The sequence below is a fragment of the Pseudomonas sp. genome (assembly GCF_036404235.1).
GTDB lineage: Bacteria > Pseudomonadota > Gammaproteobacteria > Pseudomonadales > Pseudomonadaceae > Aquipseudomonas.
In genome coordinates this window covers 43,260-64,138 of the sequence record NZ_DASWOT010000064.1, presented here as the reverse complement: position 1 = coordinate 64,138, position 20,879 = coordinate 43,260, and the positions used below count along the sequence as shown (strand labels likewise).

Sequence of the window (20,879 nt, the reverse complement as noted above, 5' to 3'; positions counted from 1 at the left end):
GGTGCTCTCCTACAACCTGACCAGGCGCACAGAGTCGCCCTCGTTCAGTTGCAAAGCGGCCGCCTGATCGGCGGTGATGGTCAGCGGCCGACCGGCCAGCCAATTGCTGCGGATGATCATGGCGCGATAACCGGCAAGACGCTGATTGCTCACCAGCCAGGCGGGCGCATTCCAGGCGACGACCTCACGGGTAATGCGCAGCGCCACCACTTGGCTGTCGACAACGCTGCGAACGTGCGCCGTATTAGCTTCAAGGGTTGGCCCTGCATCGTAGACATCGATATAGCGCTCGCTCTCGAAGCCCTCGCTCAGGAGGATGTCGTAGGGTCGTTTGGCACCCGGATGGACCTGCCCCATCACCCCTTGTGCCTGCTCCGGCAGCAGCGACACGTAAATCGGATAATGCGGCAGCAACTCGGCCAGGTAAGTGCGATCCCCTGAAGCCCCCAAGGCTTCGGCTTGCGCGTAAGGCATGCCGAAGAAATGCTGGCCGAGAGCATCCCAGAACGGCGAGTTGCCCTGCTCATCGGCGCAACCGACCATTTCTGCCACCAGACGCGATGCAAAACGCCGAGGCTGGGTGGCGATGAATAACAATCGAGCACAAGAAATCAGTTGCGCGGCAGGCCCCTCCCGCAATGGCGCGACAACATGGAATCCCTTGAGCAGGCTGTTACCGCCCAGGTCATGACACAGCGACAACGCATGCACCTTGTGCTTGATGCCCAGCGCTGGCGAGGCATGCACGAACACATCGTGACGCAAGCTATAGAAAGGCTGACTGAAACCGCAGTTGGCCTGAATCCCGGCACACCCCAACAACTCGCCGGTAGCGCTGTGCTCCAGGACGAACAGGTAATCTTCTTCGCCGGGGTAGTCGACGTCACTGGAGAACGACGCCTCTGAATCGCGCAAGCGCTGTTCAAGCCTTTTTTTGTCGTCCGGTAATGAGGTCACGCCCACCAGGCTCTGCTGGGCCAGTGCGTGCAGCGCTGACAAATCGCTCAGACGCGCGGGACGAACGATCCATTGGCTGTCGAAATCGGCATGGCGGCTCATGGCTGGACGCCCACCGGCGGCAGGAAAATTTCCGCCAACATGCAGCGAGCGCTGCCGCCGCCCACACGCTCGATGGTGTCGATATCCACCACCACAGGACGTGCATAATCAGTGATTTGCAGCCACTGCTCCGGGCTCAACGAAGCCTGCGCGCGACGTGACATGACCAACAAGGCACTGCCTTGAGCATCCCGCACTTCAAGCATATTGCCGGCGAAACTCTCCAGTTGCTCCCAGCTCAGGTCCACCACCTGTTTGCCGCTGGCTTGCAACGTTTGCAGCAAAATCCGGCGCTGCTGACCATCAGCGATGCTCGCCAGGCAAACCAACGCCAGCGAGGTGCCGACACTCATCATCACGTTGGTGTGATAAATCGGCACACCCTGCCGGTCAACCGCATCAAAGGCGATCACGCGGTAATCCAGGCAGCTGGCGAACTCATCCAGCAACGCATCGTGAGTTCGGATCGAACGGCAGGCGTAGGCGATACCCGCGATGCGGTCCAGCACCAGGCTGCCGGTGCCTTCCAGGTAGCGTTGGCATTGCTCATGGCCAGTCAGGTCCAGAGTGCGGCGCACAGCGAACGCTGACAGCCCGGCGAGCATCAGTTTGTCCCGCTCCAGACGCCGGTTGCTGCCCTGCATCGGGTACAGCACCAACGTGCCGTCGACATGGGTACTGAAACAGTTATTCGGGAAAATCGAATCCGGCGTATGCGGATCAGGCGTGTCCTGCATCACCCACACTTGCACGCCAGCGCTGCGCAACGCGTCGACGTATCGATCGAACTCCTGTAGCGCTCGACCCTGAACGTGAAGAGCAGGCAGGTCATCATGCTGAAACGGATTGTTGCCCGCCGTGTCCGGATTGAACGCGAAGTGCGCCGGGCGAACCATTAGAACGGTCGAAGTGGTTTGCATGAGTCATCGTCGGTTGCGAACGGATGACAAAATTGTGCGGGAGCGGGCGGCCTCAATGGTGACGTTTGAGGCGTTGAATCTTCACATATCGGTCATTTTAAAGAGGCTACACAGCCGATTCGGCTTAAAGCCTTCGCTCGTATCGGGGCATACCCATAGCCCGTCCGAGGCTGTATCGATACGGCTGCCTGTCAGCGATCAGCAATAATGTGGCAAATAGCCTTTACTCAGCGCCACCTTTCACTGACCATCGCAGGAGCATCGGATGCCTCTTATTTTTTAGCAAGCGACGAACATGGCCAAGAAAACCTCCCTCATAAACGACCTATTTTTCATTGCTGCCAAACTGCCCTGGTGGATCAGCCTCGTCTTGGCGATCGCCTCAGCGCTGTATCTACATTCCATCGCCAGCGCACCGCTGCCCACGACCGTCGATGTACGCAACTTCGGGTCGGTGCTTGCGGGCGGAGCATTCCGGGGAATGGCAACGTTTGGCCAATTCCTTGTACCGATCATCTTCCTCGGCGGCGCCCTCGCGTCGCTCCTGGCCCGACACAAACGGCGCAATCTCCTCAGCTCAGTTACCACCCCAGGCGGCAACACACTCGCGAGTATTACCTGGCGCGAATTTGAGCTGTTGGTTGGTGAGACGTTACGGCGCCAAGGGTTCACGGTGCAGGAAACCGGCGCGAACGGTCCGGACGGCGGCATCGATTTGATTGCGAACAAAGATGGCGAAAAATATCTGGTGCAGTGCAAGCAATGGCGTTCGGTGCAAGTGGGCGTGCCGGTGGTGCGCGAGCTCTATGGTGCGATGGCGGCTGAAGGTGCTGTCGGTGGTTTCGTAATTACCAGTGGGCAATTCACCAAACCGGCACGCGAGTTCGCGTCGGGGCGCAATCTGCAACTGGTGGACGGCGCAATACTGAACAAGTGGATTGCAGCGACCCAGAAATCTGCGCCGCCGCTTTCGACTGTATTGGTTAAGGAGCGAGTCGAGCCGGTTATCGAACCTGAAACGGTGAACCCTCCTGCGCCCGAGCCAGCTTCGCAAACACCTGCTGTACCTCAAGCACCAGCCTGTCCTCACTGCCGCAAGCAGATGGTCATCAGGGTGGCACGTACGGGCGCCAATGCCGGGGGAAACTTCTGGGGTTGCTCGGACTATCCAAAGTGTCGGGGCATTCGGGCGATTTTTACGCCGATGTCGGTGAAGTGATTGCAGGGAATAACCCTACGCAACCAGTAATGCTTTCCTACAGAAACCGGCGCCATTAAGGCAAACTACGGCGCTGCATCTGGATCATCCAGATCGCCCACTTTCTTCTCGTACGCCAGCTCAAAGGAAACCTCATGCGGTTTTTCAGCCTCCGAACCGTTGTGCTTTTCACCGCACTCACCCTTGGCCTGACCAGCGCAAACCTTTACGCCGCCACCAAACACGCGCCCGCAAAAAAAGCCCCGACGGGCCAGAAGGTGTCAATGCTGGGCGGCAAGTTCGTGTTCTACCTGCCCAAAGAATACGTAAAGGGCCCGATGCCCGAGATCGATGAAAAGGCCAAAGCAGCAGGCGTGACGGGCTCGCTGTACATGAACAAGCCGGCCAAGCGCGTGGTGATCGTCACCGAAACGCCCTTGGCCTCCGGGCTCAACGTCGCGCCCAACGACAAGAAAACCCTCGACGGCATCATCGGCGACACCCTTGAACAGCAAAAAACCAGCTACAAGAACTTCAAAAAGCTCGGCGAAAAAAGCAGGGTGCGTAAGGGCCTTGGGCTGCGGCAACTGGACATCGCTGGCGATGTGGAAGGCGGTCGGGTGATCAGCTCGACAGTGACGGCAGCATCAGGCAAACGGACGGCGATGGTGAACGTGATATCCCTGGAAAAAGATGCCAAGGCGCATGGCGTGTTGTTGAAAGGGATTACTGGAGCGAAATGAAGGCTGCTGCTTTGAGCAGCACTTGCAGCCTTCATCATGGGGTGAGAAAGACCAGACTTCTGTTCGGACTTATGGCGGCGATGCTAAAACCAATGGGCGTAACCGAGTCGCCTCGGCCAAGCCCGGATAGACAGTGTTTGAGCCGTTGAGTGCTGAGTTTGAATCAGCGGGAGTCAGTCAGCGGCGCAATCTCGCGATAGTTTCAAAGAGAGTGGGGAGTCCGCTTTTTTCCAGATACTTTGCCATTATCTGCCGTAGGACCGTTTGAAGGTTCTCGGGGCGAGTTTTCGTTGAATCGTTGGGGGCTGACCTCGCTTTATCTTTTTCAACAGGTCTTCCACCTCGCAAGTCATAGGTTTGTGCAGACAGATGCTTGATGTAATTGTTTTTTATTTCTACGTATTTGGCAAATCTTGTCCCAAGCGGTGGAATCTCTATGTTGCTGGACGAGAACTTGTTGATGACCTGCTCCATAAATTCGAAGTCAGGATGTTGTAACGCACTGCGATTTTTATCCAAAACATGACGAACATAATTTTTATCTAGCAGCGAGCTATTTATGGCTGTTCCTTCAAGAATACGCTTTGCTGTGACGGCGTCCTTCTCCGTAAAACTGTAACTTACCTGATGCCCCTCCAGATCGTAGCTGAACCCTTGATTCAGAGGAGAAATTCGCTGCCCATCATTGTTTTGCCTGTAGTAGGCCAGGCCCAGAGCTACCTGATTCACATGGGCAGGATCCACACCTTCCTGATAGGCAAATTCATATATTTGTGCCAATACCTCTCTATCTTTGGCGTTCAGGAACAACGGGGCCGGTATCAGCTCACTACCTTCCCGATAGGCAATAACGGGAGGCTCAACCCCTGAGTTTTCAGAGTCAAACACATGCTTCATCAACAGAGCTTTGCCGCTGATCGACACTGTGGGAGATATTTCCCGAGTACCTGCTGTGGTATCTGCTCCAGCCAAGGCTTCGGGAGCTTTCTTCTCGTTTAAGGAAACATTATTAAGAACCGTTTTTTCTGAAATAGGAATGATCATGACGACTCCAGATAAAACAACAAAACGTCCCTAGGCAATAGGGCAGCCTGTTAGTAACGTAAATTAAACCTCACAACATCCCGTCCTGCTGGACTGTTTCTTTTTCGATAGACTCCAGACACCCATTATCGACATGCAGCGATGGTGCATCTTTGCGATGTGATTGCAGAAACAACAACACCAAAGGCAGTAACTTCTTTCATGCTAAATTTCCTTATTTTTATTATTCAGGACGCAAAACATCTGTCACGACAATGCGCACATTAATTAAGGCCCTTTTACGCCCTGAGAAGCTCCCACATCCGTTAATTGTCCATAGTCACCTCCCGCCGAATCCATCCGGCCTCCATTCCAAACACTTCAACCCCTTGCGCAGTCGGCCGGCCCAGGGTGATGCCCTGACGCCTGAATGGTTGATCCTGCGCTTGGCTGAACATGACGAAAGCCCCGTGTTCGTCCTCGGCAATTGCCGTCGCGGGCACCACCATCGCTTGAGGGTTCTGATAAGCCAGAATCGACAACCGTGCGCTCATGCCCAAACGAAGACGCTGTTGCTGAGACTGCGTGAGCGCAGGGAGTGCGACCGTCACGCTGTAGGAAGCACCTTCACTCTGCATTTGCGCCGCAATGGCTTGGGCGCCAACGCTTTTGATGGCCCCCGTCAGCACGATACCTTCGAAACCATCGCCACTGATCTGCACCGGCATGCCTTCGCGTAGCTGGTTGATGTCGACCTCGTCGACCTTCGCCACCACATTCAGCTGTTCAAGACTCGCAAGGCCAAACAATGATTGACCCAGGCTTACGCGCGCACCGCGCTGCACCGGTTTGTTTTGTTGATCGGGGTTACTCCCGGGCGGTTCGACAATGATGCCGGCGAAGGGCGCGCTGATTTCGCCTTGCCGTTCAAGCGCCAGCAACGCCTCGTGCCGGGTGGTGGCGTTAGTCAGTTGCATGTCAGCAATCTGCCGATGCTCGCCCTGACCTTTTTTGGTGACCTGTTGAAGTTCGGCGCGTGCGGACTTCAGATCCAGGCGCTGGGTCCTGGCCTGCTGAACAAGACTGTCGACTTCCATTCGCGCAACGATGCCGCGCTCCAGCAAGCCTTGGGTTTCAGCCAGTTTGCGTTCGGTGTCGGCAAGGCTCATTTGGCTGGTGCTCAAGGCCCTGCGCGCCCTGGCCATTTCTTCACCACTGTCCCAGCCGTCCAACAACTGCACAGCGCTACGAGCTTTGAGCCGCTCGGCCAGCGCATCGCGCATTTGGATATTCAACTGCGAGGGGTCCAGGCGCAGCAGCTTCTGGCCGCGCGCGACGCTCTGGCCCTCTTCCACCCATTTGTCCTGCACACGGCCTTCAAACGGTGCGGTCACGGTGAGCAAAGTGCCGGGGACGATATGACCCGTCAATCCAATCCGCTGCTCAAGCGGAGCCTGACGAACCGCCAACCTGTTGACCTGCAAGGTTGTCTCGGGCGTTGAACTGAAGAGCACATAACCCGCTGCGCTCGCGACAAGCAGGCCGAAGGTCAACAAGCCAGGTTTGATCAGCGAGCGATCAATCATTGAGCGCGATCTCCCAACTGTCGAGGGTCATGCCGAGGTGCTCGTCCAATGCCGTTTGCGCGTTGAGACAGGCAATCAATGCCCCCAACACGGCGTTCTCGGCGAGGCGCATGTGCTCTTCAAAACTCAGCACCTGAAAATTGCTGGAGCGGCCAACCTTGAGCTTCTCCCGCTCGACCTCCAATGTGCGTTTGGACATGTCGCGCCCACGCTGGGCAATTTCATATCTGCGCCAGTGCGTGTCCATATTACGAATCGCATCGCCGATCTCACGCTCCAGTCGTTGACGGTCCTCCTGCTGTTGAAGGGCGTGGGTATCCACCGCCACTTGCGCATTGAGCACTTGCTGGCGTTGAGTCAAATCACCAATAGGAATTTCCAGCTGCACACCCGCGTAGCCATTCCAGCGCCGCTCGGCTGTGCGACTTGCTTGTCCTGAATGCGCGTGTCGGTCCTGGCTGGCACCGCCAACCAGCGATAAATCCCACAATCGCTGGTTTTTCGAGACCTTAAGGTCAATGTCGACCAACTCGCCAGCGATCCGCTGTTGCAGATACTTGGGTTGCCTGAACATGGCGATACGCATCGCCTCATCGTGATCCATCTCGACGCGTTCGACCGTCAGCGCCTCGTTCGCTCGCAACGGCGTCGCAAGGTCCAGCGCCAACAGATGCAAGAGAGCCCGACGCTGCGTCTCCAGTTGATGAGCTGCTTCTTCGACGCCCAGTTCTTGTGATGCCAGATTCGCCTCGGTTTGCAGGCGTTCGACGGCAGCCATCCGCCCCGCCGCAATCAATGCGTCATTAACCGCTAATTGATCTTTGGCACGCGCCAGAGCATCACGCGCAATGCGCTGCTGCTCCTGAGCCTTGAGCAACTCGCGATAGGCAACAACGATTTGAGACACGGTGCTGGCAACGTTGGCCTGCAGACCCAGGCGCCGACTTTCCTCGCTCAGCCGTGCTTTACGCACAGGTGCAGTGACGATGTCGCGACCTGCGTTTCTGAGCAGTGGCTGGACGACTTCGAACGCCATGCCGCGTTCGTTGTTTCGCCCCGTCCTGTCCGCCTGATTCAAGCGTTGCGCCCATGACAGGCTGAACGTCGTTCCCCATTCGTTACTCACGGTGGCTTTTGGCGACAGCGTGAAATCCCGACTGCGCCCAGTGCTGCCTTGTTGCGCGTGATGTTTGCTGCTGATAATCCAACGCGGTGAAAAACCATCTTCGGCCACGCGCAAGTCGAACTTGTGTGCGAGCCGTTGAAGGTAGGAGCGATGAATCTCGCGATTACCGTGTAACCCCAGGTACACCGCATCCGCGAGACTCACTTCCAGCGTCCGCGCCTGCAGCGACACGGAGCCTGCGTACGCCATGCTTGGGCGCGAAGCCGCAGACGACAGGACCGAGCCATGTCGAAGGTCTTCGGCCAGCGCAGCATTGAACAGCATCATCAGCGGCGCCGCGCAGCCCATCAGCCGTGGCCGATAGCCCTTGCTGACGGGGGTGACTCGACGCTGGCAGCCGACGATACTCGTCGTTGACATTAGTCGGTCAGACTCGCAAGGCCCTGAACCTTCTCCAGCAACAATGAGGGTGAGATATCCCCAAGCAGTTCGCTGAGCGGCTTGTTCAGTTCCAGTGGTCCATAAATCGCTTCCTCACGGTCCAGATGACTTTGCTGAGCATCGCGATAGTTGCCGGGATAAATGCTTTGTTCTATGGGTAGCAGACGGTCGAAATGCTCAAGCAGCCCGAGAAAAACGATACGCCGCTCAACCACTCCGCGCGTGGTGGCAATCAACTTGATGAAGAAATCGCTGTCCAGTTGACGGATCGCCTCATACGCGGCGTAACGCTCCACCAGCGTGAACGCTGCGGATTCGTCGTAGACCACGCAACACAAGGGCTCTCTGGACTGATGCCCAAACGGATTGACCACCGCATTACGCCGATGGTGTCGGGATAATGCGAAATCCACCGCCTGCTCGGCGTGTGCCAAACGTTGTGTGTCCTGGATGTCCGAGACGTCATCGAACACAGCCGCCTGCCGCCCTTCACACGTCACCTGCGCTGAAAACTGAGCGAACAGTCCTTCAGGGCCAAACATCTCATTTTGCTGTGCACACAGCCGATCATTGGAAAGCATTGCCTGCTGTTCGGCCAAACGAAGGAATTTGAACTGAATGTCTGCATCGACAGCGTGCGCAGCAAGAGAGTTGAGCAGGCGCAATGAATATTCAGTGCGGCTTGTGCAAGTGGTCATGAGGAGTCCTTTTTATTTAGGTTGCGTGGAAAACTACTGGCGGATTTGGCAGGACGTCAGTCGTCTCTGAGCGCCACAACTGGCGACAAACGCGAGGCAACGGTCGCCGGGTAACAGCCGAAGAACAGCCCAATCAGAATTGAGCTACCGACACCCAGCAACAGCGAGTCCAGTGACAGGCTCAACGGCCAGCCACATGCATGAGTAAAGAAATAAGCCACGGCGGCTCCCAATAAGGCGCCGAGCAAAGCGCCGACTACCGAGAGATGAGTCGCCTCAAGAAGAAACATCTGCTGGATGTCGCGTCGGCGGGCACCAAGGGCCAGGCGTACGCCAATCTCGCGGCGACGCTCGTTCACGCTCATCAGCATGACGTTCATCACGCCGACGCCAGCGACTATCAGAGAAATGGCCCCCAGCCCTGCCAACAGCCAGGTGAAGGTGTTTGCCTGGCGCTTCAGGCCATCGAGTAATTGCTGCGGCACCTGCACATCGACTTCGCGACCGCCGAGCGTGTTACTCAACTGCGACTGGAATGCCAGGGCAGCGACGACCAGATCAGCATGCGGTACGACCCGGGCAATGACATTGCCCACTTGAGCCGAAGACGTTAGCCGGCCCATGCTCGTAGCGGGTATGAATACTGAATCGTTGACCGACACGGGGATCAGCGGGTTGTATGGCTGTTCGACAACCAGGCCGATGACCTGAAATTGATAACTGCCTAGCTGCAACCAATCGCCCACCTGTAGAAGCGGACCCGTGCCTTGTAACGCTTGCACAATCGCCGCTCCGACTACCACAAAGGCAGCGTTGCGGTCATGCCGGGAGAGGAAACGCCCGGACGCCAGCTTGAGTCCCATAACATTACGCAGCGAGGCTGTGGTGCCGATAATGGTGGCTTCGGTATGTAGGCCTGTGCGGCTGACACGCGTCGAATATTGCGTTACCGCGGCCACGTGAGTGAGCGCCGGAATCATGCGTATTAATTGTTTCGCGTCCAGGTGTATAGGCAACGCTGAAGAGGCTGTGCTGTGGCGTGGAAAACTCGCCACCAACGTATCTGTTCCGAGCCCTTTGAACGTGCGCAGCGCGTCGTCTGAGGCGCTGCGTCCGATGTTGAGCAACGCGACGATGGAGGCACTGCCAACCATGATTCCGATCAGCGCCAGCAACGAGCGCTGCCCCATGGAGCACAAGCTCTCGACAGACTCGGCAAGACGCTGCAGAAACGAACGGCATTCAAGCAGCGGCATGATCGGACCTGTCGAGCAATTGCCCTTCGCTAACTTCAATTCGACGCTCAAAGCGCTCCGCCAGCACCGTGTCGTGGGTGACCATCACCAGCGTGACGTTGTGCTGGCGATTGAGCGCCAGCAGTAGATCCATCACCTCAGTCGCGCACGCCTGGTCGAGATTGCCCGTCGGCTCATCGGCGAGAATCAACGCCGGTTCCCCCACCAAAGCACGCGCTATTGCTACCCGTTGCCGCTGTCCACCGGAAAGGTCAGCGGGCCTGTGAAGTGCGCGGTTTGACAGTCCGACCCGTTGCAATTGAGACAGGGCCATCGCACGCGCCGACTGACGATCAACACCCCGATACGTCATCGGCAACGCCACGTTATCGACGGCGCTTAGCCTGGGCAGCAGGTTGAACGCCTGAAACACAAAACCGATCTCACGGTTGCGCAATTGCGCCAGCTCGTCCGAGGAAGCATTCATGACGTCACGCCCCGCAAACTCGATATCTCCACAAGCAGGACGCTCCAACAGCCCGAGAATATTAAGCAGCGTACTTTTACCCGAACCCGATGCGCCAACAATTGCGCAGGTGCTGCCGCGACACAAAGTAAAGTCCACATCGACGAGCGCGTTAATACTCTGATCACCTTTGCTGTAGCGCTGACAAACACTGCGCATGACAATCAGCTCGGACAGTCTATCGTTTGTTATTTTTTTCATTACTCTTGCTCATCCATGACGCAATAAAATTGCAAACCCGGCGTTGCCAAGACACAAGCAGTACAGTGTATCTATCGACAGGTGTACATATCAGGCGATATGAAAAACTCTATTATCGACGACTTTCCTGACAACACAATCCGTCATATGTAGGGGGTCAAAGGCTCTTTTTTTTACGTGGTGCAGGCAGATAAGAGGCCATGAGCTGCGACCGATTTTTTACCCCGGTTTTTCTGAGCAGCGCGGAGACATGGTCCCGCGCCGTGTAGTCGCTGATGCCCAGCCGCTGGGCTATATCTTTGTTGGTACAGCCCTGCATGACCAACTGCAGCACTTCAAGTTCTCGCTGGGTGAGCCTTGCCGCACGCTGCCTTTCGCCTTGTCCTTCCGACATGAACGTCCAAATCCCTTTTTATAGTTGTCATTATCGATCTCAACATATGAATCGGCCTGAACATCTATTTATTGATTTCTTTTTTTGCTGATCAACGATTACAAAATCGACTACGCCGAACTCTGATTATCCTCACACAAGATGTAAAAGTTCCTACATGAAAAAAGGAAAATTCTGTAGCTCGTTAGAATAACAACACTGATCAGCCCGCACGCACAAAAGCGCCACAGACTATAAAATCCTGAGCACTCTTAGTTTGAAAACACCAGTTGTATAGACAGGCAAGATAAACGTGATGAATACGAATTACAATCAGTTGTTACAAATAATCACTGAGATAATAATTTTTTATGTCATATGCCTAAAAAAGCGACCTACACACTGATCATTTGCAGGTTGGCTGGTTATCCAGGCGCTCGCACAGCTCAGGCCGCCTGGCTGAACATCTCCAGAGCCGGCAGAGATCCTTTTTTGGATTTTTAGACCTGATCACCGTGCATTGTCAGGGTTTCAGGTAGAACAAGGCCTTGCCATTGGTCATGTCGAATGGCGCCGAAAAATGCTCATGAACAGCCTTCCAACCATCATCGGTATTGAGGTAGCCAGCGCTGCCGCGCATCCACGATGATTTCTCCTCGCCCTTGTCATCGATACCACCGCAACGACACAGCCAATGAGCGAAGGCTAATTGATCATCGGCATGCACCGTTACTTGGTGCTGTTCGAACAACATGCCGCCTTCGCACAGGCCCAGGCAGAATTCCCAGTGCTTGCGGTAGGCATCCGCGCCCTTGAATTGCAGTTGCAAGATAGCGTCGTATGCGACGATGTCTGGCGCGTAGTACGCCATGATGCCGTCGATGTCCTTCTCCCGAACGGCGACTGACCAACGCTCCAGCAGGGCGCGGATCTGCCCTTGGGCGGTATTGCAATATGCTGCATGGGTGGAGGTTTTCATGACAGTGCTCCCGAGGCTTTTGCCTTCTTTTGACTCATGGGTTCAGCATAGGACAGGTTGGGTTGACGCACCGGCCTGACTTCGGCGCGGGTAGCACATCCTGCGGGGCCGTGCGGCTGGCAATTAGAGAAAGCGTAGTCCCTTGATCAGGCGCAGCTCTACGACGCCTCGACAGTCAGCGGCAGACCGGCGCTGGGCTGGCGTCGTCCACTTGCATGCCGCGACGCATGCCAAAAAACATTGCCGTTAGCAAACCGACGGTCCCCATGATCACGCTGTAGCCGACGCATACCCATGGGCTCCAGGGCATCAAGGCAATCAGGATCAGCGGCGTGGTGCTGGCCCACAGTGCATAGCTGATGTTGTAGGTAAACGAGATCCCCGATACACGAATATTCGCCGGAAACAGTCCGACCATGACCGAGGGCACCACCCCGACAATCCCACAGGCCAAGCCCGCGATGGCATACGCAAGGCCAGACGGCAACCACTGGATGACCAGGCTGGCGTACAACAGCGCCACGCCTACCGGCAACAGCAGGCTGTACAACGCCACCCCACGCCAGGCACCGATGCGATCCACCAGCATGCCCGCCAGAACGCAGCCGATGTTGAGGAACACGATGCCAACGCTGCTCAGGGCGAAGGTGTCGCTAGGGCTCATGCCGAACTGCCGTTGCATCACGGTGGGCGTGATCACCACCAGCACCACCACGGCGGAGGTCAGCACGCAGGTCAACAGCACAGCCGGCAGCAAGGACTGGCGGTGTTCACGCAATACGGTGCGCAACGGCAGTTCGGTCATGTGTTCGCGCTGTGCGTGCAGGGCCATGAACACCGGCGTTTCGCTCAACCAGCGACGCAGCCAGACACCCATCACGCCAAACACACCGCCCAACAGAAATGGGATACGCCAGGCGAAATCAAGAATTTCGTCGTGATTGAAGACGTTCGCCAACCACGTTGCGGTCAACGCACCAATCAGGTAGCCGAACGTCAGCCCTGCTTGCAGCACACCCAAAGCGTAACCGCGATGGCCCTTTGGCGCGTGTTCAGCAACGAATACCCACGCGCTCGGTACTTCGCCCCCTACTGCCGCGCCCTGCAAAATGCGCAGCGCCAGCAAGATCAACGGCGCCCAATAGCCAATGTCGGCGTAAGTCGGCATCACCCCGATCAACAGGCACGGCAGCGCCATCATCAGAATGCTCAAACTGAACACCCGCTTGCGGCCCAGCTTGTCGGCAAAGTGCGCCATCAAAATCCCGCCCAATGGGCGCGCCAGATAGCCGGTGACGAAAATGCCGAAACTTTGCAACAGGCGCAGCCATTCCGGCATTTCGGGTGGAAAGAACAATTGGCTGAGGGTCAGCGCGAAAAATACAAAAATGATGAAGTCATAGATTTCCAGCGCGCCGCCCAGTGCCGCAAGGCCCAGGGTCTTGTAGTCAGCGCGAGTAATTGGCTGAGAACGCGGTCGAACAATGGCTGTCATGCAAGATCCCAAGTCACAAGAATATCGGCAGTTAGGTGCGACCCTAGGACCGCAGGGCGCGAAGGATAGCAAAGCTGCGCTCAGGAAGCGGCCAAGAAGACGACCGGGCCGGGAGGTCAATGGTAGATAGCCGGATCACAGGGTGTATGCGCCGGGAGTTTCACCGAACTGGGCGCTGAACGCTGAAATAAAAGTGCTGACGCTGTCGTAGCCCAAGGTCAGTGCGACCCGGCCGACGTTATCGCCTTGTGCCAATAACTCCAACGCACGCTTCATGCGGGCGACAATGCGCCACTGCACCAGAGACATGCCGGTTTCCAGACGAAAATGTCGAGTCAAACCGCGTTTGGACATACCCACGCGCCGCGCCCAATCGTCCAGCGTCAACTTGTTCGAAGGGTCCGCGACAATGGTCAGGGTCATGCCCACCAGATGCGGGCTGCTGGGCATCGGCAGAAATAACGGTGTCGCCTTGGAGTTCTTGAGTTCGTCGAACAGCACCTCAAGCAAGCGATCTTGCTCCGGGGTGAGCTCGGATCGCTCGGTGTTCCACGCACCGATTCGCTCTAGTAAAGCCTTGGACAGGTGAGTCATTTCGAACACAGTCGGCACGGTTGGAAACAGCGGGCTTTGATCGGGACGCAGATAAATCATCCAGCCCGTAGTCGCTTCATGCACCCGTGCCGCGTGGGCGACGCCGGGCGGAATCCAACCAATGCGCCTTGCCGGGACCACCCAACTGCCGGTGTCCAGTTCGGCACTCATCACACCTTGCTCAACGGCCCAGAGCTGGCCTTCGCGATGGGCGCGCAAGCTGTCTTCGGTGTTGTGGCTCAAGGAGCCGGTCTGGACCAGTAAAGGTCGGCCATCGTGAATGCGTCGTTGCAGAGGATACTGTCCTGACATGGCCCGATTTCCCTGTTGGGTGGCAGGTCGACGTTAGCGCGCCAGTGTTGGGGAAAGCAATGCTAAGCCTGAGTTCGTTGTGTTTTCCTACAACCTCGACGTGCACACAAAATCTCGCTCGAACGTCAGCAACGCAGTGATTTAGACTCCAAGCGCGCGGCTTCAAACGCGTACCGCGCCGATCCAGACCTGCCCACAAGGAATCAACCAATGACGCTCTCGCTGCTCATGGCCGTGCTCGCCTCCGGCTTTATTTACGGAATATCGCCAGGGCCCGGTGTGCTGGCGGTGTTTGGCATCGGCGCGGCGCGGGGTCGGCGGGCCGGGGCGTTGTTCCTTTGCGGGCATATGCTGGGAGATGTGATCTGGTGCAGCGTGGCGCTGGCGGCGATCATTGGCGCCAAGGTGTTTGGCAGCACCGCGTTCAATATCCTCGGCGTGATGAGCGGGTTGTTTCTGTTCTGGTTGGGCTTTCGTGCGATCAGCGCCAAGCGCAGCAATGGCGACGATCAGAACGTCTCGGCGCGCAACCCGTTCTGGCACGGCATCATGTTTGGGCTGACCAATCCAAAAGCTTATCCGGTGGCGGTCGCGACCTTTACCGCGCTGCTTTCAAGCCGCGCCGAATTGCTCAACTGGTCGATGCTGCCGCTGTTGATTCTGATCAGCACGCTGGGCGGGATTGTCGCTTACTCGATCATCGTTACCGTGGTGGGTGCGCGTCATGTGCGCACGCTGTATCAACGCCACGAACTGACCATCACCCGCATCTGCGGCGTGATGTTCATCGGTTTTGCGATCAATGCGCTGATGCACGCGGTGCCGGGCCTGTTGCCGCGTCGTCCTTAGTGGTTAAGTCGCCAGTCAAGTCACGGGAGTGGTGGCCGCCTCTTGCTCAAGCCACGCCAGAAACTCCTTCACCGGCGATTGTCGCTCACGCCCCGGCGTACAGACCGCGACATAACGTGGGCCTGGCAGCGTGATGTCGGGCCGGTATGCCTGCAACAAACCTTTCGCCACGCTGTCCGCCACCAGCACGTTACTCGCCAGCGCCAGACCATGACCGGCAATCGCCGCGCTCAGCGCATAGTGCTCGTCGTCGTACTCGCGAAAACGCGCATTGGCCAGCCAGTGTTGTTGTCCAGCCGCCTCGCACCAGCTTTTCCAGTTCACAACTTCAGTGCCAGGAATCTGCCAGGCAAGGTCGATCAGCTCGATATTCGACTCATCGACTTGCCCCATTCCCGGCGCGGCATAAACGGCAAAGTGTTCCTGCATTAGCTCCAGATGCACAAGATTCGGGTCGTGACGATGGGTGGTGCGAATTGCCAGATCAACACTGGCATCACGCAGCAAATCGACGATTTCATTGCGCGTATCGATGCGTACGTTGAACTGCGGCCAGCCGCGATGAAAGCTGCCCAGCCGAGGGATCAGCCATGAAGCCGCAAAGCCTGGCGTGGTCGACAAGGTCAAGGTGTGCGAAGCCGATTCAGGGCAAAAACTTTCCAGGCTTCGGCTGATGTCCAGCAGCGAACGGTGAGTCTGGCGATACAACCTTTCGCCCTCTTCGGTCAGCTTCACGCTTGGTCCGGAGCGATCGAACAACAGCGCGCCAAGCCAGGCTTCAAGGGTTTTGACCTGATGCGAAATCGCCGCCGGAGTCACCGACAACTCATCGGCGGCGGCCTTGAAACTGCCCAGCCTGCCCGAGGCCTCGAAGGTGCGCAGTGCCGTCAGCGGTAGGTTGGAAAACACAGGCGGCTCCAGGTGAATTGAATTGATCGGGGCTCAATTTATCTCATTTTCCCCGACGCCGAGCAGTCGGTAGCGTGGACGCCAATCCCAAGGGTCATTGGTATTGGAGACACGACATGCAAGGCCCCGCACGCAAAGTGGTTCAGGCAATTCTGTATGAGGCCATCGGAATTTGTTTTTTGTCACCGCTGCTGGCACAGCTGTATGACGAAAGCCTGGCGTATTCCGGTGCGCTCTCAATGATGTTGTCGGCCAGCGCATTGCTATGGAACATGATTTACAACGTGGGTTTCGAGTGGTGGGAGGCGCGCCAGCCGCAGCACAGCCGGACGTTGCTGCGGCGGCTGCTTCATTCGCTGGGTTTCGAGGGCGGCCTGACGATTTTACTGCTGCCGCTGATTGCCTGGTGGCTGCAGATTTCGTGGGCGGCGGCGTTGGCAACCAATCTCGGCCTGTTTGTGTTTTTCTTCTTCTACGCGTTGGTGTTTCAGTGGGGATTTGATGGTGTGTTTGGCGTGCCGGAATCGGCGAGGACTCCTGCAAGTCCCCAAGCCCCGGTAGGAGCGAACGTGTTCGCGAAGCGACGTACCTGATACACCGCAGCAGCCCCTTCGCCAACAAGTTCGCCCCTACAGAAAACCGGGTTACTGCGCCAAACCGACTTTCAACAACTTGCCGTCGTCTTCATCGGTCAGCACATACAAGTAGCCATCTGGCCCTTGGCGCACGTCGCGGATACGGGCATTGAGATCACCGAGCAAGCGCTCTTCATGCACCACTTTGTCGTCTTTGAGCTCAAGACGAATCAACACCTGAGCTGATAGGGCGCCGATGAATATGTCGTGATCCCACTGCTTGAATGTGTCGGAATCATAGAACGCCATGCCACTGATGGCGGGCGACTTCTCCCACACATGGAAGGGCGTTTTCATGCCTTCAACCACTTTGCCCTTGGCTTCAGAGATGGGCTGCCCGCTGTAGTCGATACCAAACGTCGCAATCGGCCAACCGTAGTTGCCGCCGCGCTCGATGATATTGATTTCGTCGCCGCCCATGGGACCGTGTTCGTTGGTCCACAACGTGCCGGTCCAGGGGTTGAGTGCAGCACCCTGCTGGTTGCGGTGGCCGAAGCTCCATATTTCCGGGCGTACGTTTTTTTGACCGACGAAGGGGTTGTCCTTGGGAATGCTGCCATCCGGGTAAAGCCGCACGATTTTGCCTTGCAGCTTGTCGAGGTCCTGGGCAGTCGGGCGGTTGTTGTTTTCACCCAGGGCGATGAACAAATAACCGTCCCGGTCGAACACCATGCGCGAACCAAAGTGGTTGCCCACCGACAGCTTGGGCTGTTGCTGGAAGATCCGCGTGAAGTTTTCCAGCCGAGTCATGTCATCGGACAGCCGACCGCGACCTGCGGCAGTGCCGCCCGTCTTGCCGTCGCCGCTGTCTTCGGCGTAAGTCAGGTAAACCATCCGGTCGTTATTGAAATCTGGGGACAGCACCACATCAAGCAGCCCACCTTGGCCCTGCGCCCAGACTTTCGGCACGCCAGCGAGCGGTTGAGACAGCTTGCCGCCTGGCGAAACAATACGCAGATTGCCCGCACGCTCGATCACCAATATGCCTTTGTTGTCTGGCAGAAACGCCAGCGCCCACGGATGTTGCAGACCTGTGGCGACCTCATCGACCGTCAACGTACCTTCCTCGCTCTTGTAGGTGGCGGCAGAAGCGCTCAAGGGCAGAACCAGCAACACACTGGCACAAAAGGTTGCGATCAGGCTGTGGCGAAAAATAGTTTTACGCGACATGGACGATTCCTTATCGAGAGAAGAAAGTTTTTCGTGCTGAACACTCAGTGGGTACTGCGCTGCTCGGGGCCGTGCGCCGGCGCGGGTGTTTGCTGGCGGGTTGGATAACCGTTGCCGATGCCGCCGTTTTCCAGGGTGGGCGCGCGCGGAGTGACCCCGGTGGCCGGGCCACGTACGGGTGGGCTGATGGATTGAGTGCCTTGACGGCTGTTGGGATTGGCGCGGCGGATGGCGCCGTTGTCGGGCACATTGTTGCGGGTCGTGCCATCGGGATAAGTGGCGGCAGCGAGCGATAACGGCTGTTGTCCGGGACTGCCGCTTGAGGGTTGGCGGTCGCTGGAATTTGAGTTGGCATGGCCCAGACCAATACTCAGCACGCTACCGAGCGCAAGCGCGGCAAGACTTCGTAAAACACTGTTCATCACTTACCTCGGATAGATTCAGTAACGACTCGGGTCTTTGATAGCGATTGGGCAGCTAGGTTCGCGCGGTGCAGGTGGATGAGCAACTGCCGGACAATTCAGTTTGTAACAAGGATAGTCTGCCGACGCGCGAATCTGTTGGAGCGTATGTCGTGTAATCTGCCTATCGCCTACATTTTTGGAACTGCATTCGATGTCCGACGCCACTCAGACTGCCCCCGCACTGAAGGAAATTTTCAATCGTGAGCGCCTGCGTCATATCGCCGAGCAAACGGCCTCGATCTATCGGGCGTTCGACAGCAAAGCCTTCATGGCCCGTGCATCGAAAGACCTCGACGACCTGTCGTTGATGCAACGTCTGAACCGCGTCAGTCAATGTCTGCATGCCGGTCTGCCGGACGACTACCCCGCCGCCCTGGAGATTTTGTTTCAGCTCGCGCCGCGTCTGAACAGCGGTTTTGTGACCCTCATCCTTCCCGAATACGTTGCCCTTTACGGCCAGCACGACTTCCAGCGCTCTATGCACGCGCTGAGGTTTTTCACGGCGTTTGGCTCGTCCGAGTTCGCCGTGCGCCATTTTCTGCGCAACGATTTAAAGCAGGCACTGGCGTTGATGTACGACTGGTCACTGGACGACGACCCGCACGTGCGGCGGTTGGCCAGTGAAGGCAGTCGCCCTCGCCTGCCATGGTCATTTCGCCTGGAAAGCCTGGTCGCCGATCCTTCGCCAACACTTGAGATTCTCGACAACCTCAAGGCCGACGACAGCCTTTATGTACGTAAATCGGTGGCCAACCACCTAAATGACATCACTAAAGACAACCCACAATGGGTGCTTGATCAGATCGAAGCCTGGCCGCTGGACAACCCAAACACTGCCTGGATCGCTCGGCACGCCTTGCGCTCGCTGATCAAAAAAGGCGATGGCCGGGCGTTGACGATCATGGGCGCCGGAGAAAAGGCGCAGGTGCGAATCGATGCACTGAACGTCACACCCAGCACCATCCGGCTGGGTGATCGAATCAGCCTGTCGATTACGTTGACCTCAACGGCCAGCACTCACCAACGGCTGATCATCGATTACGCGATTCATTATGTGAAGAAGTCCGGTGGCACATCAGCCAAGGTGTTCAAGCTCAAGACCCTGGAACTGGCGGCAGGCGAGTCGGTAACCATCACTCGTGAACAACAGATCCGTAATTTCACCACCCGCGTGCATTACGCGGGTCGGCATGAGGTGGATGTGTTGATCAATGGTCAATGCCTGGGGCGCAGCGGATTCGATCTGGCCGAATAAACCGCCTCAATCGACTGGTGCACAAATCTTCCAGACTTAGCTCTAAGCTGTGCCATACGTTGATATCCCAGTGAATACACAGTGTTTTACTTGATACATAAAGCTGCACGCGATGAGTACGCCATAAGCCTTTTTCTGAAGCGAGTCTTGCCCGCGAGGGTTAGCCATTTATCGGCGCGCTGAAGTCTTTGCGGGCAAGCCTGGCACGGCGATGGTGATCAGAAAATCGAGGAACCCCATGCCTACCCGAAACTGGATCGATCTCAAACAAGACGCGTTGTCTGGCATCGAGACCATGCGCGCGCATTTCGAGGGGCATGCCTACGATCCGCATTGGCACGACAGTTATCTGGTGGGTGTAACCGAGCAGGGCGTGCAGCAATTCAACTGCCGACGACAAAAACACCGAAGCACACCGGGCAAGGTGTTTCTGCTAGAGCCTGGCGACATCCATGACGGCGAAGCACCCGAAACAGGCGGCTTTACCTATTGCACGCTGTACCTGGATTCGCATTGGCTGGAGCGCGAGTTGCGTTCGCTGTTCGAGCAAACGCCGGACAACGCGCAACTGAGCTTCGCCGCAACCCTGGCGGACGATGCACGCTTGGCAATGGCAACTGCCAACGCCTTTCGGACGCTGCACGGTGAGGAAATTCGCATCGTGCGGCAGACTGCGCTTGACGGCCTGCTATCGAGCCTGACCAGCCATTTGCATTGGCGCACGCTGATCACACCCGACCCACGCTTGCCACTGGTCGCGCAACGGGCGCGCGATTATCTGCACAGCCACATGACTCAAGACATCGGCCTGGACGACCTGGCCCGGGAAACCGGTGTCGATCGCTTTCGCTTGACCCGCGCATTCAAGGCGGCGTTCGGTGTAGCGCCTCATGCGTATTTGATTCAGTTGCGTCTGGCCAAGGCACGCCGACTGCTAGCCCAAGGCGAGTTGCCGGTGTCGGTCGCAGCTGCATTGGGTTTCGCCGATCAAAGTCATCTGGGCCGCTGGTTCCAACGCGCCTACCGTATGACCCCGGCTGATTACCGCAGGCGCTGCTCAAATCTTCCAGACTGAGGCCGCACACGGC

At 57.1% G+C, this 20,879-nt stretch carries 21 protein-coding genes; 6 read left to right on the top strand and 15 right to left on the bottom strand.

Annotated features, from left to right (window positions below):
- Window positions 1-9: 9 nt before the first annotated feature.
- Both VGC62_RS08265 and ctlX read right to left on the bottom strand, forming a co-directional pair.
- Complete coding sequence (locus tag VGC62_RS08265) at window positions 10-1,059, bottom strand: arginine N-succinyltransferase (RefSeq protein ID WP_331186581.1); 1,050 nt, start codon at window positions 1,057-1,059, stop codon at window positions 10-12.
- The gene (ctlX, locus tag VGC62_RS08260; RefSeq protein WP_331186580.1) at window positions 1,056-1,979 is read right to left on the bottom strand and encodes a citrulline utilization hydrolase CtlX; all 924 of its coding nucleotides are present in this window, start codon (window positions 1,977-1,979) and stop codon (window positions 1,056-1,058) included. The genes VGC62_RS08265 and ctlX overlap by 4 nt, the downstream gene beginning before the upstream one ends.
- Window positions 1,980-2,274: 295 nt before the next feature.
- Here ctlX and VGC62_RS08255 point away from each other — a divergent pair, with 295 nt between their 5' ends.
- Both VGC62_RS08255 and VGC62_RS08250 read left to right on the top strand, forming a co-directional pair.
- The gene (locus VGC62_RS08255) at window positions 2,275-3,198 is read left to right on the top strand and encodes a restriction endonuclease (protein WP_331186579.1); all 924 of its coding nucleotides are present in this window, start codon (window positions 2,275-2,277) and stop codon (window positions 3,196-3,198) included.
- 134 nt (window positions 3,199-3,332) lie between these two features.
- Window positions 3,333-3,920 carry a polyribonucleotide nucleotidyltransferase gene (locus tag VGC62_RS08250; RefSeq protein ID WP_331186578.1) on the top strand — a complete coding sequence of 196 codons (588 nt, stop codon included), beginning with the start codon at window positions 3,333-3,335 and terminating at the stop codon, window positions 3,918-3,920.
- A gap of 177 nt (window positions 3,921-4,097) precedes the next feature.
- Here VGC62_RS08250 and VGC62_RS08245 read toward each other — a convergent pair whose 3' ends face one another.
- From VGC62_RS08245 to VGC62_RS08200, 10 genes are all read right to left on the bottom strand, one after another.
- The gene (locus VGC62_RS08245) at window positions 4,098-4,964 is read right to left on the bottom strand and encodes a hypothetical protein (protein WP_331186577.1); all 867 of its coding nucleotides are present in this window, start codon (window positions 4,962-4,964) and stop codon (window positions 4,098-4,100) included.
- 305 nt (window positions 4,965-5,269) lie between these two features.
- Window positions 5,270-6,529: an efflux RND transporter periplasmic adaptor subunit gene (locus VGC62_RS08240; RefSeq protein ID WP_331186576.1), complete on the bottom strand. Its 1,260-nt coding sequence runs from the start codon at window positions 6,527-6,529 to the stop codon at window positions 5,270-5,272.
- On the bottom strand, window positions 6,522-8,003 hold the full coding sequence (locus VGC62_RS08235) for a TolC family protein (RefSeq protein WP_414705767.1): 1,482 nt from the start codon (window positions 8,001-8,003) through the stop codon (window positions 6,522-6,524). Before VGC62_RS08235 ends, VGC62_RS08240 begins: the two co-directional genes overlap by 8 nt.
- A 71-nt stretch (window positions 8,004-8,074) precedes the next feature.
- Window positions 8,075-8,794 carry a hypothetical protein gene (locus tag VGC62_RS08230; RefSeq protein ID WP_331186574.1) on the bottom strand — a complete coding sequence of 240 codons (720 nt, stop codon included), beginning with the start codon at window positions 8,792-8,794 and terminating at the stop codon, window positions 8,075-8,077.
- A 56-nt stretch (window positions 8,795-8,850) separates the two neighbouring features.
- A complete protein-coding gene (locus VGC62_RS08225) occupies window positions 8,851-10,050 on the bottom strand; it encodes an ABC transporter permease (RefSeq protein ID WP_331186573.1) in 1,200 nt (399 codons plus the stop codon).
- Window positions 10,037-10,756, bottom strand: coding sequence for an ABC transporter ATP-binding protein (locus VGC62_RS08220; protein WP_331186572.1), 720 nt, complete (start codon window positions 10,754-10,756; stop codon window positions 10,037-10,039). The genes VGC62_RS08225 and VGC62_RS08220 overlap by 14 nt, the downstream gene beginning before the upstream one ends.
- 157 nt (window positions 10,757-10,913) lie before the next feature.
- On the bottom strand, window positions 10,914-11,150 hold the full coding sequence (locus tag VGC62_RS08215; RefSeq protein WP_331186571.1) for a helix-turn-helix domain-containing protein: 237 nt from the start codon (window positions 11,148-11,150) through the stop codon (window positions 10,914-10,916).
- Between the two features lie 502 nt (window positions 11,151-11,652).
- Window positions 11,653-12,108: a YybH family protein gene (locus VGC62_RS08210; protein ID WP_331186570.1), complete on the bottom strand. Its 456-nt coding sequence runs from the start codon at window positions 12,106-12,108 to the stop codon at window positions 11,653-11,655.
- A gap of 175 nt (window positions 12,109-12,283) precedes the next feature.
- Window positions 12,284-13,603, bottom strand: coding sequence for an MFS transporter (locus tag VGC62_RS08205; RefSeq protein ID WP_331186569.1), 1,320 nt, complete (start codon window positions 13,601-13,603; stop codon window positions 12,284-12,286).
- Between the two features lie 135 nt (window positions 13,604-13,738).
- The gene (locus VGC62_RS08200) at window positions 13,739-14,509 is read right to left on the bottom strand and encodes a helix-turn-helix transcriptional regulator (RefSeq protein WP_331186568.1); all 771 of its coding nucleotides are present in this window, start codon (window positions 14,507-14,509) and stop codon (window positions 13,739-13,741) included.
- Window positions 14,510-14,719: 210 nt separating this feature from the next.
- Here VGC62_RS08200 and VGC62_RS08195 point away from each other — a divergent pair, with 210 nt between their 5' ends.
- Window positions 14,720-15,358, top strand: coding sequence for a LysE family translocator (locus VGC62_RS08195; RefSeq protein ID WP_331186567.1), 639 nt, complete (start codon window positions 14,720-14,722; stop codon window positions 15,356-15,358).
- 15 nt (window positions 15,359-15,373) lie between these two features.
- On the opposite strand, the gene VGC62_RS08190 is transcribed toward VGC62_RS08195, so the two are convergent.
- Window positions 15,374-16,267: a LysR substrate-binding domain-containing protein gene (locus VGC62_RS08190; RefSeq protein WP_331186566.1), complete on the bottom strand. Its 894-nt coding sequence runs from the start codon at window positions 16,265-16,267 to the stop codon at window positions 15,374-15,376.
- A 116-nt stretch (window positions 16,268-16,383) separates the two neighbouring features.
- Between VGC62_RS08190 and VGC62_RS08185 the strand changes: the two genes are divergently transcribed.
- Window positions 16,384-16,860 (top strand): PACE efflux transporter, encoded by a 477-nt coding sequence (locus VGC62_RS08185; RefSeq protein ID WP_331186607.1) that lies wholly within the window; start codon window positions 16,384-16,386, stop codon window positions 16,858-16,860.
- 51 nt (window positions 16,861-16,911) lie between these two features.
- Here VGC62_RS08185 and VGC62_RS08180 read toward each other — a convergent pair whose 3' ends face one another.
- Together VGC62_RS08180 and VGC62_RS08175 are read right to left on the bottom strand one after the other, a co-directional pair.
- Entirely contained in the window at window positions 16,912-18,072 is a 1,161-nt protein-coding gene (locus tag VGC62_RS08180; protein WP_414705764.1) for a PQQ-dependent sugar dehydrogenase, read from the bottom strand.
- A gap of 44 nt (window positions 18,073-18,116) precedes the next feature.
- On the bottom strand, window positions 18,117-18,494 hold the full coding sequence (locus VGC62_RS08175) for a hypothetical protein (RefSeq protein ID WP_331186565.1): 378 nt from the start codon (window positions 18,492-18,494) through the stop codon (window positions 18,117-18,119).
- 193 nt (window positions 18,495-18,687) lie between these two features.
- On the opposite strand from VGC62_RS08175, the gene VGC62_RS08170 reads away from it, so the two are divergent.
- Together VGC62_RS08170 and VGC62_RS08165 are read left to right on the top strand one after the other, a co-directional pair.
- Window positions 18,688-19,791 carry a DNA alkylation repair protein gene (locus VGC62_RS08170; protein WP_331186564.1) on the top strand — a complete coding sequence of 368 codons (1,104 nt, stop codon included), beginning with the start codon at window positions 18,688-18,690 and terminating at the stop codon, window positions 19,789-19,791.
- A 238-nt stretch (window positions 19,792-20,029) separates the two neighbouring features.
- Entirely contained in the window at window positions 20,030-20,866 is an 837-nt protein-coding gene (locus tag VGC62_RS08165; RefSeq protein ID WP_331186563.1) for an AraC family transcriptional regulator, read from the top strand.
- Window positions 20,867-20,879 lie beyond the last annotated feature (13 nt).